The sequence below is a fragment of the Halopelagius longus genome (genome assembly GCF_900100875.1).
In the GTDB taxonomy this organism is placed as follows: domain Archaea; phylum Halobacteriota; class Halobacteria; order Halobacteriales; family Haloferacaceae; genus Halopelagius; species Halopelagius longus.
This window is the reverse complement of sequence record NZ_FNKQ01000003.1, coordinates 848,977-862,425: the sequence shown is the minus strand read 5'-3', so window position 1 is coordinate 862,425 and position 13,449 is coordinate 848,977. Positions and strand designations below refer to the sequence as shown.

Sequence of the window (13,449 nt, the reverse complement as noted above, 5' to 3'; positions counted from 1 at the left end):
GAAGTATTGGCCTCAGTTTCCCGAGGATATCCTTCTCTGCAGGGTAGCTTGACCACGTGTTACTGAGCTATTTGCCGCGAGTCTGAACTCGCACGACTAGCATGGCTAAATCGGACTCCGATAGCAATGACCTCCGGCAGGATCAACCGGAATGTTCCTGGCCCAGAGGGCCAGGGGGTGGCGGGATTTCGCTCTCAGAGAGAGCGGAATCACCAGTATTGCTTGGTCCGTTGTGGCATTCGACGACACCGATCGGGTGTCACCGAACTACCAAGGCTAACATCAGATTCCATCTGTACGGCGGACCGCAGGGGTGGAATCCTCATGTCTTTCGGACTTCAGTGTAGGACGGTGAAGGCCTTAAGGGCCTCGGTTCGTCCTCGGTTCCCGACCGAAGTCGGGAGGTGGCGAAGTCCGATTGCGGACGGGGTTGAACCGCCCGCGATCGCGGTGTGTCGTTCGCATTATTCCGAAATGCCTTGGACCACTTAAGGCCGTCGTCTCGGGTGCGGCCGTGAGTGCGGTTAGCACCCACGCGACCCGAGACGGGGCCGGTCGTGGTGGGCGTTCGGAAAGTGGCCGCCCGGGGCGTCCCGGGCCGCCTCTGCGTATTTCTACGAATGCCCCGGGTACATAAAAGGTCGTCGAACTGAACGCTCCTCGTCATGCGGTTTCATATCTCGACAGTCCATAAGTGGTGGTCCGGATTCACGACGAACGCGAGCGCCGCCGCTGGCGGCGTCGAAATGTCGCGCGGTAGGAGGCCGGTCGGTCATCCCACGCGTCTCGCGTACGGTCTGACCGGGTGTTGGCCGCGCGTGTCGAGGTGGCGGCGGCAGACTGATAGCCGTATCGGAGCGACGCGACTACCGGAACGTACACGCTCACGTACGCAAAGAAAATCAGTCGGTCAGAACGCCCGGTCGGGACTACTCTTCGAGGTGCTTGATCCCCTGCTTGGAGACGTTACCTTTCGTGATGTCGCCCTCCATCCACCCGGGTTTGTCGTCCGGGGCTTCGTCGGACCACGCCCACGCGTCGAAGATGTGGACTTTGTCGGTTCCCTTCTCGCGGAGGCGAATCTCCGTCGCGTTGGACTTCGCCTCCTCCTCGGAGCCGTGTGGTTCGAGTCGTCGCGCAGCCTTGAGTGCGGCCTGGCGGGGCATGCTGCCGGAGAACACGCTCGACTCTGTACCGTCCTCCTCGCGCATCACGAAATTCCGCTTACCGTCCTCGCGTACCATGGTTTTACTCCTCCATGGCAACCGAACACATGGTCCGGCTTAAATATATCGGCAAAATAAGCGTCCGGCGGCGGGGTAGTTATAACCCCACCCCGGGGGAGGGGGCTGGTCGAAGTTCGTTCGAGGTCGGCGCCTCCCCGCGCCGTCTCCCGTTCGGTCGTCCGGCCTGAAAGCGCGTAGACAACACTTATGTATATCCTACGGCGAACCTTCGACTAGACACCCCCGATGGTTCGGAAAAAGAAGCTCAGCCCGAGTGGCGCGAAAGACGAGAACGGTGAGTACCACAACGTCCACGTGAACCTTCACGAGGACGAACTCGCCGTCGCGGGCATGGAGATCGGTGACGAGGTGTTCGTTCGCGTCCGAGACGGCAAGATAATCATCCAAAAAGCCGACCCTGACGAAGTTGAGCACGACTTCTGACTGCGGATGACTCGGACGCCGACGCAACCGTCCCGAACGCGAACCCGAGCGACCGACGCGGGTGGGTACCGATGATTCGGGGCGCGTACGCCGCACTCAAACCCGTCCTTTTCTCGCTTCCGCCGGAGACGGCGCACGGCGCGGTCCACGGCGCGCTTCGAACGGTACAGCACACGCCCGTCGAGGACGCACTCCGCCGACGCTTCCGCGTCGAGGACGAGAGACTCGCGACGGACGCCTTCGGCCTCTCCTTCGACAGTCCGGTGGGCGTCGCCGCGGGGTTCGACAAGAACGCCGAGGTGCCGTCCGCCCTCTCGGCTCTCGGCTTCGGCCACGTCGAAGTCGGCGGCGTCACCGCCGAGAGACAGCCCGGAAACCCGCGCCCTCGGATGTTCCGCCTCCCGGAGGACGGGGCCATCATCAACCGCATGGGCCTCAACAACGAGGGTGCCGACCGAGTCGGCGAACGCCTCTCCTCGGGGCCGACGCCCGACGTGCCCGTCGGCGTCAACATCGCGCTCTCGGAGTCGACGCCCGCCGAGGAGGCCCCCGAGGACTACCGCTACACCTACGAACGGGTCGCCGACGGCGCGGACTACTTCGCCGTCAACGTCTCCTGTCCCAACAGCGAGGGGATGCGCACCCTCCAGAACCGCGATTCGATGGAAGCGATCCTCGGAGCCCTCGTCGATGCGGGCGCGTCGCCCCTGTTGGTGAAGCTCTCCCCGGACCTCCCTGCCCCCGCCGTCGAGGACGCCCTCGAAGTCGTCGACGAACTCGACTTAGACGGCGTCATCGCCACGAACACGACGACGGACCGCCCCGAGGGACTCCGCAACCCCAACAGGGCCGAACGGGGCGGCCTCTCGGGCGAGCCCATCGAGTCGCGGGCGACGGAGCTCGTCCGGTTCATCGCCGAACGGACCGACGTGCCCGTCGTCGGCGTCGGCGGCGTCTCCGACGCCGAGGGCGCGTACGCGAAGATTCGCTCCGGAGCCAGCCTCGTACAGTTGTACACCGGCCTCGTCTTCGAGGGGCCGACCCTCGCGCGCGACATCAACGAGGGCTTGCTCGAACGCCTCGAACGGGACGGCTTCGACTCGATAGACGAGGCCGTCGGCGCGGACCTGTAGCGGCTTTTCCCCGTTAATTCGGATTGAATCGAGCGGATTAGCGTCCGCTATCTGCACGGTTGATACGCTCCGGACGCTTCCGCTCACCCAGAAGATGAGCCGTCAACGACTACCGACCACGCGAGGCATCACGCGACGAACGGTCCTCGGCGGAGTAGCGGCCGGACTCGCGGCGACCAGCGGTTGCCTCGGGTTCGCCACGGGAAGCCAACCGCTCGCGTTCGAGGCCGACCACGCGAGCGTCGGCGACGAGACGCTTTCGGAGACGGGGTACGAACGGGCGGAGAAACGCTCGCCCTCGGTGTCGCGGGAGTTCACCGTCGCGGGACAGACGCGCGAAGTCGAGGTCACGAACCACCTCACCCTCTACGAGAAGGCGGTCGACCTCGGTCCCCTCGGCAGTCAGAAGGTGGCCCTGTTCGCCCTCTTCACCACGCCGAAGATAGAGATAGCCGACCGGACGTTCAACCCCATCGACGAACTGTCCACGCAGCAACTCCTCGAACGGTTCCTGTCGCGCTACGAGGGCCTCTCCGTGGACGGTAAAGTCGAAAGCGCGACGGTGCGAACGCTCGATACCGACGTGACCGTCGAGAAGTACGAGGGGGCGGTAACGGTACAGGGCCAGAACGTCGACGTCTACCTGCACGTCACCCGGTTCGAACACGGCGACGACTTCGTCGTCGGACTCGGTTCGTATCCGCAACGACTAGACGGCGAAGCGGAGAACGTTCGGTCGCTTATCGCCGGAATCGAACACTGATTACGGGGAGAGGGGACGGTGCGCCTCAGTTACGGACGACGACGGGCGTCTCTCCCGCCTCGACCATCTCGCCCTCGCCGGAGTAGCGCCGTTCCTCGTTGACCTCGAACATCTCGTCGTCGAGTTCGACGCCCGCGGCGCGGAGCGTTCCGTCCTCGACTTCGTAGTCGCCCTCCGCGATGGCCGACTCGATATCGGAGACCTGACTGCCGAACTCGGGGCCGACCAGCGAGTAATCGAGGTCCACGCCCGTGACGACGGACTCGATGTCCGGCCGGTCGTCGAACGCCTCCAGCGTCTCGACGTGCATCACGCGGCGGATGTCCTCCTCGAAGCCGGCGACGTCGCCGTACACCTCCACGGTGTCGAGGCCGGCGTTCATCGACAGTTGGTTGTCGCTCTTGTACTTCCGAAGCGCGCCGACGACGTCCATCGCCGTCTCGCCCGCCGCCACGTCGGCGTCGAGTCCGAGCGGTTCGGGCCACGAGGCGCGGTGGACGCTCGACTCGGCGTCGTACATGTCGCGCCACAGTTCCTCGGCGGCGTGCGCGAGGATGGGCGCGAACAGCTTCACGAATCGGCGGTGCGCCGTCCGGAGCGTGTACGCCGCGGAGGCGTCGCCGCCGTCGCGGACTCGCTGTTTCGCGATTTCGAGGTAGTCGTCGCAGAACGTGTGCCAGAAGAAGCTCCGGACCCGGTCGCGGGCCTTCGAGAACTCCCGGTTCTCCAGCTTCTCGGTGACGAACTCGATTTCCCTGTCGAGGGAGGCGAGCATCCAGCGGTCTATCTCCCGCAGGTCGCCGTGGTCGAACTCCTCGGGGGCCTCGTCGGTGAGGCTCTCGACCAACTTGGAGGCGTTCCACAGCTTCCGCAGGAGTTTCTCGCCGGCGCGGAGACCCTTCTCGGAGTACGGCAGGTCGTCGCCGACTGCGCTCCCGGCGGCCCAGTAGCGCGCGGCGTCGACGGGGTACTTCGAGACGACTTCGTCGGGGGCGACGATGTTCCCCTTCGATTTCGACATCTTCTCGCGGTTCTCGTCGAGCACCATCCCGTTTATCATCACGCTGTCGAACGGCACCTCGCCGGTGTGCTCGTAGCACTTGACGACGGTGTGGAACAGCCAAAAGGAGATGATGTCGTGACCCTGCGGGCGGACGTCGAACGGATACAGTTCCTCCCGTTCTATCTCCATCTCCTCGCCGTTCCAGTCCCACCCGGCGTTGATGAGGGGGGTGAGCGAGGAGGTGGCCCACGTGTCGAACACGTCGTCCTCGGGGACGAACTCGTCGTGGCCGCACTCCGGACACGTATCGACCGGCGGGTCGTCGGAGAGGGGGTCGACCGGCAGGTCCTCGCGGTCGGCGACGACGACGTGTTCGCAGTCGCCGCAGTACCAGACGGGGAACGGGATGCCCGAAGAGCGCTGTCGGGAGATGGACCAGTCCCACTGGAGCCCCTCGATCCAGTTTTTGTACCGCGTGAACATCTTCTCGGGGTACCAGTCCATCTGCCGGCCGGCTTCGAGGTACTCGTCGGTCTTATCGAGCAGTTCGATGTACCACTGGTCTTTGACGAGGAACTCGACGGCCGTCCCGCAGCGTTCGTGGACGTTCACCGTGTGGCTGATGGCCCACCGGTCCAGAAGCGCACCCGCCTCGTCTAAGTCCTCGACGATGGCCTCGCGGGCCTCGTCCGAGGAGAGGCCCTCGTACTCGCCGGCAACCTCGGTCAGCGTGCCGGACTCGTCGATGGCGATGCGGAGGTCCAAGTCGTGGGCTTGGTACCACTCGATGTCCGTCTGGTCGCCGAAGGTACAGCACATGACGATGCCGGACCCCGTCTCCATGTCCACCCGTTCGTCGGCGATGACGGGCACTTCCTGCCCGAACAGCGGAATCTCGGCCGTCTCGTCGACGAGGTACTGGTTCTCGTCGTCGTCGGGGTGGACGAAGACGGCGACGCAGGCGGGGAGCAGTTCCGGGCGCGTCGTGGAGATGACGAACGACTCCTCGGAGCCTTTCACGCCGAACTCGATGTCGTGGAAGTGGCTGTCCCGTTCGTCGTCCTCGGTTTCGACCTGCGAGATGGCCGTCTCGCACTCGGGACACCAGATGGCGGGCGCGCGCTGGCGGTACTCCCGGCCTTGGTCGTAGAGGTCGATGAACGAGAGTTGCGAGATGCGCTGGACTTCGGGCGAGATGGTCTGGTACGTCTCGTCCCAGTCGATGGAGATGCCGAGGTTCTGCATCTTCTCCGTGAACTCGGCCTCGTACTCCTGGCAAACCTCCCGGCACATCTCCTGGAACTCCCGACGCTCGTAGTCTTGGTGTCGAACGTCGAGTTCGTCCTCGGTGAGACGCTCCGAGGCGATGCCGTTGTCGTCGTATCCGAACGGGAAGAACACGTCGTTCCCGCGCATGCGGTTGAACCGCGCGACGAAGTCCTGCAGGGTGAAGCCGTAGACGTGGCCCCAGTGCAGGCTCCCGGACACCGTCGGCGGCGGCGAGTCGATGGAGAAGGCGGTGTTCGGGTCTACCGACTCGCCGCGGTACGCGTACGTGTCCTCGTCGACCCACCTATCCTGCCACTTCGCCTCGACGGCCTCCGGGTCGTATTCTCCGCTCGGCATTATCGGTCGAATCTACCGCCGGGAGCCCTGTTAAACGACTCGATTATCGGGGCAGGATGGTCGTCGCCTCGGAAAACGCGAGTGTCGGTCCGACGAGGATTCGCACCGCGGACTCCCCGCCCCGATGCGGCGTCGAGGCGAGCGCCGCCGACGCCGAGCCCGAATATCGACGCGTAAATGCAAGTATCCGAGTGAGAATTCTCCGAACACGGGCGAGTTATCGCCGTTTGAACCCTGCGAACTCAAGCGCGCGAATCATGGCTCTCGACGGACAAGTGACGCGCGGGTGATACGATGAGCGAACGCGACGTCTCCGAACGGACGGACCGAACGGAGTACGACACGAACCCCGGCGAACGGGGCAAGTGGACGTCAGCGCTCATCGCCCTCGCGGGCGTCTGGATGATAGTCGAACCGTTCGTGTTCGACGTCGTCCAGTCGAACCTCCTGAACGACGTCGTCGTCGGCGTCGTCCTCGTCGCCCTCGGCGGGTTCAACTTCTACCGCCGGGCCGACGAGAAGGTGGGGTACGCCGCAGTCGCCGCCGCCGCGGCACTCGTCGGACTCTGGCTGATAGCGTCTCCGTTCGTGTACGGCCGGACCGTTCCGACGGGGGTCGCGCCCGAACTCGGCTTCTGGAACGACGTCGTCGTCGGACTCCTCGTGGCGGCCTCAGGTGCCTACAGCGCGTACGAGGCGCGCGAGACGACGTCGGACTCGGACAGGCGCGCGACCGCGTAACCCCGTAACGAAGAGCCGAACCGCCCGCGGAACCGTCGCTCGCTTTTCAGGCTAACGCGTTCAGGTCGAACTCGAACGCGGCGACGGGCAGTTCTAGGTCGTGTTCGACGAGGACCGTCGGGTGAATCTCCCCGACGACGCCCACGTCCTCGCCGTCGATTACGACGGAGGCGGCGCGGCCGTCGATGAACGACGGATGCGAGGTGGCGGGCGTCTCCAGTTCGACGCCGAAGTCGCTACAGAGCGACTGCAGGCGCGCTTTCGCGTCCTCGTACGTCGCGTCGTGGCGCGCGAGGACGGCCGCGACGTGCCGCCGTTCTCGCACCCGCGTGTTCACGTCGTCGTCGCGTTCGGCCACGAAGCCGATTTCGGCGAGGTCCTGCGGGTACGCGCGGTGGGTGTTGTTTTCGAGGACCATCATCAGGGAGGGGAGCGCCCACGTCCGGAGGACGGTGTAGTCCTCGCTGTACGGTTCCGTGATGCGCGCGGGTTCGCCGCCGCCCAACACCTCGTCGCCCTCCTCGACGTTCATCCGCGTCGTGAGGGCGTCCTCGTTCGTCATGTGGAAGTTCAGCAGGTCCTCGAAGCCGAGGCCGACCAAGGTGTTGCGGGTGGCGTCTTCGAGGCGGGAACGCTCGTGGCGTTCGCCGACGGTGCCCACGTCGGGGTACCGCGGTTCGAGTTCGTTGAACCCGTAGGCGCGGCCCACGTCGTCCACCAAATCGAGGGGGTGGAGCACGTCCACGCGGTACGGCGGAATCGACACCTCGTAGACGGTTCCGTCCTCGCCCGCGCCGTCCCCGCCCGACTCGTCGTCGGCGAGTTCGACGCCCAGACCCGACCGCTCGAACAGGTCCGCGACCTCTCGCTTCTCGAACTCGACGCCGAGCATCGTCTCGATTCGGTCGTGGGAGACGCGCTTCGTCTCCACCTCGAAGTCCGGACGGAGGAGCGTCCCGTCGGGGTACTCGACTTCCACCTCCTCGATGGTCGCGCCCCGAGCGCTGAGGGCGTAGCAGATGATGTTGCACATCCGGTCTATGGTCCACTGGTCGGTGCCGGTGAGTTCCACGAGCAGTTCCCGCGAGTCGGTCGAAACCTCCGTCCGGCGGCCGTTGATGACCGGCGGGAACGAGAAGAGGCCGAGTTCGTCGTAGATGGCGGGGTAGCGGTCGTACTCCGACACCAGGTCGGCGTACTCGCGTCCGGTGGCGTGTTCCTCCAGCACCTCGGCGGGCGACAGTTCGGCGTCGCTGTCGAGGGGGACGAACGTGTCGCCGTCGGGGTCGATGCCGGTGTAGGTGATGGAGTTGCCGCCGCCCTCCTCGCTCAGCACCTCGCCCTTTATCATCGTCAGGTCGTGGATGCCGATGGCGCCCTTCGCGCGCTGTCGGCCCATCGTCGCGTGGAGTTTCTCCTGTAACTGGATGAGCGAATCGAGGGCGTCCTCGTCCAAATCGACCCCGCGGATTATCGCGCCCGTGACGTACGGGCGTTCGTCCGGCACGTCCTCGTCGACGACGAACGTGTAGTCGGGGTTGTTCGTGTTCGGGACGTAGACGCCCCTGTCGTCGCCGTACTGGTAGCGGAGCGACCGGGCGACGCCCTCCACGGAGAGCCTATCGAGCCTGTCGGGGCCGAACTCCAACTGGAACGCGCCGTCTTCTGTCTCTCCCTCGAACTCCAGTCCGAGGGCGAACAGGTCGTCTACGAACTCCTCGTCGGACTTGTCCTCGTGGCCCGTCAGTTGCCGGAGTTCGTCGGGATGAACGTCCACGACGGGCATTATCGGAGCACCTCCATCTCGCGGAGCAGTTCGAGGTCACTCATCGTTCCGTGCACGTCGCGGATGTCGTCGAAGCCGTACATGAGCATGAGCAGTCGTTCCAAGGCGAGTCCCCACGCCATCACGTCGCAGTCGACGCCGAGGGGTTCCAGCACCTCCTCGCGGAACATGCCGGAGTTGCCGATTTCGATGAGTTCGTCCGTCTCGGGGTGCCGTCCGAACAACTCGAACGACGGTTCCGTGTAGGGGTTGTAGTGGGGTTTGAACTGGAGGTCGGTGATGCCGAACTGGCTGTAAAACTCCTCGAAGGTGCCCATCAGATCGCGCACCGAGAGGTCCTCGGCCATCACCCACCCCTCTATCTGGTAGAATTCGAGCAGGTGCGTCGGGTCCAAGGTGTCGTTTCGGTACGCCTTCTCGATGGAGAAGTACCGCTGGGGTGAGTCGAGTTCGCCGACTTCGTGCCCCGAGAGGTAGCGCATCGACAGCGAGGTGGTGTGTCCGCGCAGGGCGACGGCGCGCGCGAAGTCCTCGGACCACGGCGAGTGGTAGCCGTCGCCGTCCGGGCCGACGCCGTTCCTGTGGGCGTCCTCCACGCGGTCCACGAGGTCCTCGGGCAGGTCCCGAATCGGCGGCACGTCGAGGGCGAATCGGTCCCAGTGGGTCCGCGCCGGGTGGTCCTGCGGCATGAACAGGCAGTCGTTGATCCAGAAGTCCGCGTCGGCGTGCGGCCCCTCCATCTCCTTGAACCCCATCCCGGTGAGCACGTCCTTCACCCGGTCTGCGGTCTGTCGGAGGATGTGCGTCTTGCCGCCGCGCACCTCGGGCGCGTCGGCTTCGACGTTGTACTCGGTGAACTCCACGTCCTCCCACTCGCCGGAGGTGAGCATCTCCGGCGTCAGGCGGTCTACGGTCTCCGCCGCCTCGACGCCCTCCATGAGGAGCGTCACGCCCTCCTCGGAGAGGAGGACGGAGCGAACCGTCTCCTCGCGGCGGTTCACGAGGTTGCGGGAGACCAGTTGGTCGAGGACGTCCTCGTCCTCGACGGCGTCGTCCTGCGCCAACGCCGCGAGTGCCAGCGCTTCCGGGTCCTCGGCGGCGTCGGCGTCGGAGTCGGCGGACAGTTCGCCGCTCTCTATCTCGCCGTAGCCCTTCCGGCCGAAGTTCGCGAGGGCGATGTCCACCTCGGGGCCTTCGAGGCCCGAAGAGCCGATGACGCGGCCCATCTGTACCGGGTCCTCGTCCGCGCCCGCCTCGATTGCGGCCCGATAGAGGCGCACCTCCGGCAGGCCCGACTCCACGTAGTCGCGGCCCTCCTCGGTGAGTTCGAACTCTACGTCCTCCGTCTCCTCGACTTCGAGGTAGCCCTCGTCGCGGAGTTCGAAGGCCGCTTGCGTCACCGTCTCCGGTTTCAGGCCCGTTTCCTCGGCGAGTCGGTCGATGGTCTGTTCGTCCGTCGCGCTCGCGGCGTTCAACACCGCGACCTGTGATTCGGGAAGTTTCATGTCACGTCCTGCGTTCGCGTCGGTCGTTGCCGCGTCTACCGAGCGGCGGTCATTAGCAGTTCCGAAGACGGCGGGCCGACGCGCGGCCCGCCCCGGACCGGTTCGAGCGGTTTCGCCTCCGACCGTCGCCCCGAGCGTTCGCCCGGCGGCGACGGCGGCGGAGGGTCCGCCGCCCTCAATCGGTCCGAGAGAAGAAACCGAACCCGCCGCTTCCGGTCGGTTGGCGGGTGGTGCGTGCGCCTGCGGTGGCGGGTCCGGGTCGCATACCCGAGGAAACCGCTCCCCGCCCCAAAAGCGTTCTGAAAGGCGTGCGATTCGGTGTCAGGGGAACGCCCCCGCCGGACCGGCGACTCAGGCGACGTTTCGCTCCCGAAGCGTCGGCCTCTCTCCCTCGGCGGCGTCGAACCGGTCGGCGGAGAGAGCGGAGATATCCACGTGCGACGCCTCCCCCTCCGCGACGAGTTCGGCGACGCACTCGCCCGTCGCGGGGGCGTGTTGGAACCCGTGCCCGGAGAACCCCGCCGCGACGACGAACCCCGATCGCACTTCGTCGAGAATCGCGTGGTGGTCCGGCGTGACGGCGTACAGGCCGGCCCACCCGTTTCGGATTCGCGTCTCGGGGCCGAAGTACGCGGCGCAGTCGTCGGCGCGTTCTATCGCCTCGGCGGCCCACCCGAGGTCCATCGACTCGTCGAACGTCTCCGGGTCCGCCTCCGCGTCCTCGTCGGCGAAGTGCCCGCCGACCACGGCCGTCTCCTCGCGTTCGGGGCGGAAGTACGCCCCCGCGTCCAAGTCGATGGTGAACGGCACCGACTGGGGGAGCGTCCGTTCGGGTTCGACCACGGCCATCTGCCGCCGCCGGGGCGAAATCGGCAGTTCGACGCCCGCGAGTCGGCCGACGCGCCGCGACCACGCCCCCGCCGCGTTCACGACGTACTCCGCCGAGAGCGTCGCCGCGGGCGTCTCGACGCGCCACTCCCCGGACTCGCCGTCGCCGACGCGTTCGAGGTCCGTCACGGGCGTCTTCGTCCGCACCTCGACGCCCGCCTCCTCGACGGCCCGCGAGTACCCCTGCACCGCCGAGTGGGGGTCGGCCGTCCCGTCGAGGGGCGAGTACGTCGCGGCGACGAACTCCTCGGCGCGGAGTTCCGGGCAGAACTCGCGGGCCGCCTCGGGGTCGAGGAGGCGACTGTCCCCGCCCGCGTCGTTCTGCAGGGCGACGTTCTCGCGGAACGACGCCGCCGTCTCCGCCTCGCGGGCGAGAAACAGGTAGCCCGTCCGCCGGTAGTCGATGTCGACGCCGAAATCGTCCTCGAACGACTCCCAGACGGGGACGCTCGCGAGGGAGAGTTCGACGTTCACGCGGGTCGAAAACTGCGTTCGGATGCCGCCGGCGGCGCGGCCGGTGCTTCCGCCCCCGAGCGTTCCCGCCTCGCAGACGGTGACCGACGCGCCGCGGCCGGCGAGTGCGTTCGCGCAGGCGAGGCCGACGACGCCTCCCCCGACGATGACGACGTTCATGGTGTGAGTTGACACGCCACAAATAAGAACGTATCCCGCATCCGCGGAACGCACCGAACGTTTCAGGCGTTCGCGGTCGTACCGGCCCCCATGACCGAAGTTCGCGTCCTCTCGGACGACGACGTGGCGTCGGTGCTCTCGCTTCCGGCCCTCCTGCCCGAGATAGAACGGGCGTTCGTGAAACAGGGTCGCGGCGAGGTGGAACGGCCCCCGCGGCCGCACTACCCCGTCGGGACGGAGACGCCCGGCACGGCGCTCACGATGCCCGCCTACGTTCACGGCGACCCGACGTACGCGACGAAACTCGCCGCCGTCCACGAGGGCAACGGGGAGCGCGATATCCCCACCGTGAACGCCCAACTCGCCCTGACGGACGCCGAGACGGGTCTCCCCCTCTCGTACATGGCCGCCAACCGCATCACGAACGCCCGCACGGGGTGCATCGGCGGCCTCGCGGCGCGCGAACTGGCGACCGGACCCGTCCGACTGGGCGTCTTCGGCGCGGGCGCGCAGGCTCGGTGGCAGACGCGCGCTATCGCCGCGGCGACCGACCTCGAACGGGTTCGGGTCTACTCTCCCTCCGAGTCGCGGGCGGCGTGCGCCGCCGACCTGCGCGAGGAGTTGGACGACGCGGACGTGCGGGCCGTCGAGTCGCCCACAGAGGCGGTGGCGGGGTCGAACGTCGTCGTCACCGCGACGACCAGCGAATCGCCCGTCTTCGAGGGGTCGGACCTCGAACCCGGAACCCTCGTCGTCGCCGTCGGCGCGTTCACCGCGGAGATGCGGGAACTCGACGCCGAGACGATGGCCCGCGCGGCGAGCGTCTTCGCGGACGTGCCCGAGGAGGCCGCGGAGGTGGGCGACGCGAGAGAAGCGGGCGTCGAAGAGTCGGAACTCGTCCCCCTCTCGGACGTGTTCGAGGGGGTGGCGGGGCGCGAGGACGAATCGGAGATACTGGTCGTCGAGAGCGTCGGGTCGGCGGTGTTGGACGCGGCGACGGCCGGACACCTGTACGAGAGAGCGGAGAAGGAGGACGCCGGCGTCCGCGTGACGCTCTGAGGTGGCGCCGCGGCGGTTAACGCCCGGAAACAGTTATCTCTCCGCTCCGCGGACGTGAGACATGGCTCTCCTCGAAGAACTCGGTCCGGTCTTCGTCTTCGCTCTCACCGCGGGCGTCTCCGCGTTCGTGACGCTCGGGGCGCGTCGGTCGCACCGAGACGGGACTCGCCCGTTCGGCTCCGCCCTCCGGGTCGGCCTCCTCGGGGCCGGCCTCCTGTACCTCGCCGCCACCCTCGCCCGGTCCCTCGCGACGGGGGGTTCGGCGGAGGACGTCCCGGGGCTACTCTTCGTCGCCCTCGTCGCCTTCCTCGTGCTTGCGGTCCTTCCGTTGGCTGTCGGGCGGCGTCTCCTTCGGCGCGCGACCGGCGTCGATTCGGACACCGCACTGCGGTTCGCGGCGGACGGGTGGGCGGTCACGATGCTCGCGGTGTTCGGACTCTACCTCGCCTACTGGCTCCTCGCGCAGGGACTCTACTACCCCGGACACGGGCGGATATGCTACATCGACCAGTGCACCGGGGTTACGGTGGCGTCCGCGGTGACGATTCTCGCCGGGTCGCTCGTTGCGGTTCTGGGTCCGGGACTCGCGGGACTTCGACTGCGCGCGGCGGCGGAAGAATGAGGGTCGGCGCGCCGAACTGG

Annotated in this window: 11 protein-coding genes and 1 rRNA gene; 6 read left to right on the top strand and 6 right to left on the bottom strand. The window is 66.8% G+C overall.

Going from position 1 to position 13,449, the window contains the following annotated elements:
• Positions 1 to 153, bottom strand: a 16S ribosomal RNA gene (locus tag BLS11_RS15155); the annotation flags it as partial.
• A gap of 776 nt (positions 154 to 929) precedes the next feature.
• Positions 930 to 1,244: a non-histone chromosomal MC1 family protein gene (locus BLS11_RS15150; protein ID WP_092538572.1), complete on the bottom strand. Its 315-nt coding sequence runs from the start codon at positions 1,242 to 1,244 to the stop codon at positions 930 to 932.
• A gap of 228 nt (positions 1,245 to 1,472) precedes the next feature.
• Here BLS11_RS15150 and BLS11_RS15145 point away from each other — a divergent pair, with 228 nt between their 5' ends.
• The 3 genes from BLS11_RS15145 (at position 1,473) to BLS11_RS15135 (ending at position 3,566) form a co-directional block, all read left to right on the top strand.
• Positions 1,473 to 1,670, top strand: coding sequence for a hypothetical protein (locus BLS11_RS15145; protein WP_006055708.1), 198 nt, complete (start codon positions 1,473 to 1,475; stop codon positions 1,668 to 1,670).
• Between the two features lie 71 nt (positions 1,671 to 1,741).
• Positions 1,742 to 2,803 carry a quinone-dependent dihydroorotate dehydrogenase gene (locus BLS11_RS15140; RefSeq protein WP_092538571.1) on the top strand — a complete coding sequence of 354 codons (1,062 nt, stop codon included), beginning with the start codon at positions 1,742 to 1,744 and terminating at the stop codon, positions 2,801 to 2,803.
• 94 nt (positions 2,804 to 2,897) lie between these two features.
• Positions 2,898 to 3,566, top strand: coding sequence for a DUF6517 family protein (locus tag BLS11_RS15135; protein ID WP_092538570.1), 669 nt, complete (start codon positions 2,898 to 2,900; stop codon positions 3,564 to 3,566).
• A gap of 25 nt (positions 3,567 to 3,591) precedes the next feature.
• On the opposite strand, the gene BLS11_RS15130 is transcribed toward BLS11_RS15135, so the two are convergent.
• Positions 3,592 to 6,195, bottom strand: coding sequence for a valine--tRNA ligase (locus BLS11_RS15130; protein WP_092538569.1), 2,604 nt, complete (start codon positions 6,193 to 6,195; stop codon positions 3,592 to 3,594).
• Positions 6,196 to 6,489: 294 nt separating this feature from the next.
• Between BLS11_RS15130 and BLS11_RS15125 the strand changes: the two genes are divergently transcribed.
• Positions 6,490 to 6,936, top strand: a complete 447-nt coding sequence (locus BLS11_RS15125) for an SPW repeat protein (RefSeq protein WP_092538568.1) — start codon at positions 6,490 to 6,492, stop codon at positions 6,934 to 6,936.
• A gap of 46 nt (positions 6,937 to 6,982) precedes the next feature.
• Here the strand turns inward: BLS11_RS15125 and pheT are convergent, their stop codons facing one another.
• From pheT to BLS11_RS15110, 3 genes are all read right to left on the bottom strand, one after another.
• Complete coding sequence (gene pheT / locus BLS11_RS15120; RefSeq protein WP_092538567.1) at positions 6,983 to 8,722, bottom strand: phenylalanine--tRNA ligase subunit beta; 1,740 nt, start codon at positions 8,720 to 8,722, stop codon at positions 6,983 to 6,985.
• Positions 8,722 to 10,227, bottom strand: a complete 1,506-nt coding sequence (gene pheS, locus BLS11_RS15115) for a phenylalanine--tRNA ligase subunit alpha (RefSeq protein ID WP_092538566.1) — start codon at positions 10,225 to 10,227, stop codon at positions 8,722 to 8,724. The genes pheT and pheS overlap by 1 nt, the downstream gene beginning before the upstream one ends.
• A gap of 351 nt (positions 10,228 to 10,578) precedes the next feature.
• Positions 10,579 to 11,748 carry an NAD(P)/FAD-dependent oxidoreductase gene (locus BLS11_RS15110; RefSeq protein ID WP_092538565.1) on the bottom strand — a complete coding sequence of 390 codons (1,170 nt, stop codon included), beginning with the start codon at positions 11,746 to 11,748 and terminating at the stop codon, positions 10,579 to 10,581.
• A gap of 90 nt (positions 11,749 to 11,838) precedes the next feature.
• Between BLS11_RS15110 and BLS11_RS15105 the strand changes: the two genes are divergently transcribed.
• Together BLS11_RS15105 and BLS11_RS15100 are read left to right on the top strand one after the other, a co-directional pair.
• Positions 11,839 to 12,807 (top strand): ornithine cyclodeaminase family protein, encoded by a 969-nt coding sequence (locus BLS11_RS15105; RefSeq protein WP_092538564.1) that lies wholly within the window; start codon positions 11,839 to 11,841, stop codon positions 12,805 to 12,807.
• Between the two features lie 61 nt (positions 12,808 to 12,868).
• Positions 12,869 to 13,429, top strand: coding sequence for a hypothetical protein (locus BLS11_RS15100; RefSeq protein WP_092538563.1), 561 nt, complete (start codon positions 12,869 to 12,871; stop codon positions 13,427 to 13,429).
• Positions 13,430 to 13,449 lie beyond the last annotated feature (20 nt).

Excerpts from the sequence above, each read along its gene's own strand:
- BLS11_RS15140 (WP_092538571.1), top strand. The coding sequence starts at position 1,742 with ATGATTCGGGGCGCGTACGCCGCACTCAAACCCGTCCTTTTCTCGCTT.
- BLS11_RS15100 (WP_092538563.1), top strand. The coding sequence starts at position 12,869 with ATGGCTCTCCTCGAAGAACTCGGTCCGGTCTTCGTCTTCGCTCTCACC.
- BLS11_RS15105 (WP_092538564.1), top strand. The coding sequence starts at position 11,839 with ATGACCGAAGTTCGCGTCCTCTCGGACGACGACGTGGCGTCGGTGCTC.
- BLS11_RS15125 (WP_092538568.1), top strand. The coding sequence starts at position 6,490 with ATGAGCGAACGCGACGTCTCCGAACGGACGGACCGAACGGAGTACGAC.
- BLS11_RS15145 (WP_006055708.1), top strand. The coding sequence starts at position 1,473 with ATGGTTCGGAAAAAGAAGCTCAGCCCGAGTGGCGCGAAAGACGAGAAC.
- BLS11_RS15130 (WP_092538569.1), bottom strand. The coding sequence starts at position 6,195 with ATGCCGAGCGGAGAATACGACCCGGAGGCCGTCGAGGCGAAGTGGCAG.
- BLS11_RS15110 (WP_092538565.1), bottom strand. The coding sequence starts at position 11,748 with ATGAACGTCGTCATCGTCGGGGGAGGCGTCGTCGGCCTCGCCTGCGCG.
- BLS11_RS15150 (WP_092538572.1), bottom strand. The coding sequence starts at position 1,244 with ATGGTACGCGAGGACGGTAAGCGGAATTTCGTGATGCGCGAGGAGGAC.
- pheT (WP_092538567.1), bottom strand. The coding sequence starts at position 8,722 with ATGCCCGTCGTGGACGTTCATCCCGACGAACTCCGGCAACTGACGGGC.
- BLS11_RS15135 (WP_092538570.1), top strand. The coding sequence starts at position 2,898 with ATGAGCCGTCAACGACTACCGACCACGCGAGGCATCACGCGACGAACG.
- pheS (WP_092538566.1), bottom strand. The coding sequence starts at position 10,227 with ATGAAACTTCCCGAATCACAGGTCGCGGTGTTGAACGCCGCGAGCGCG.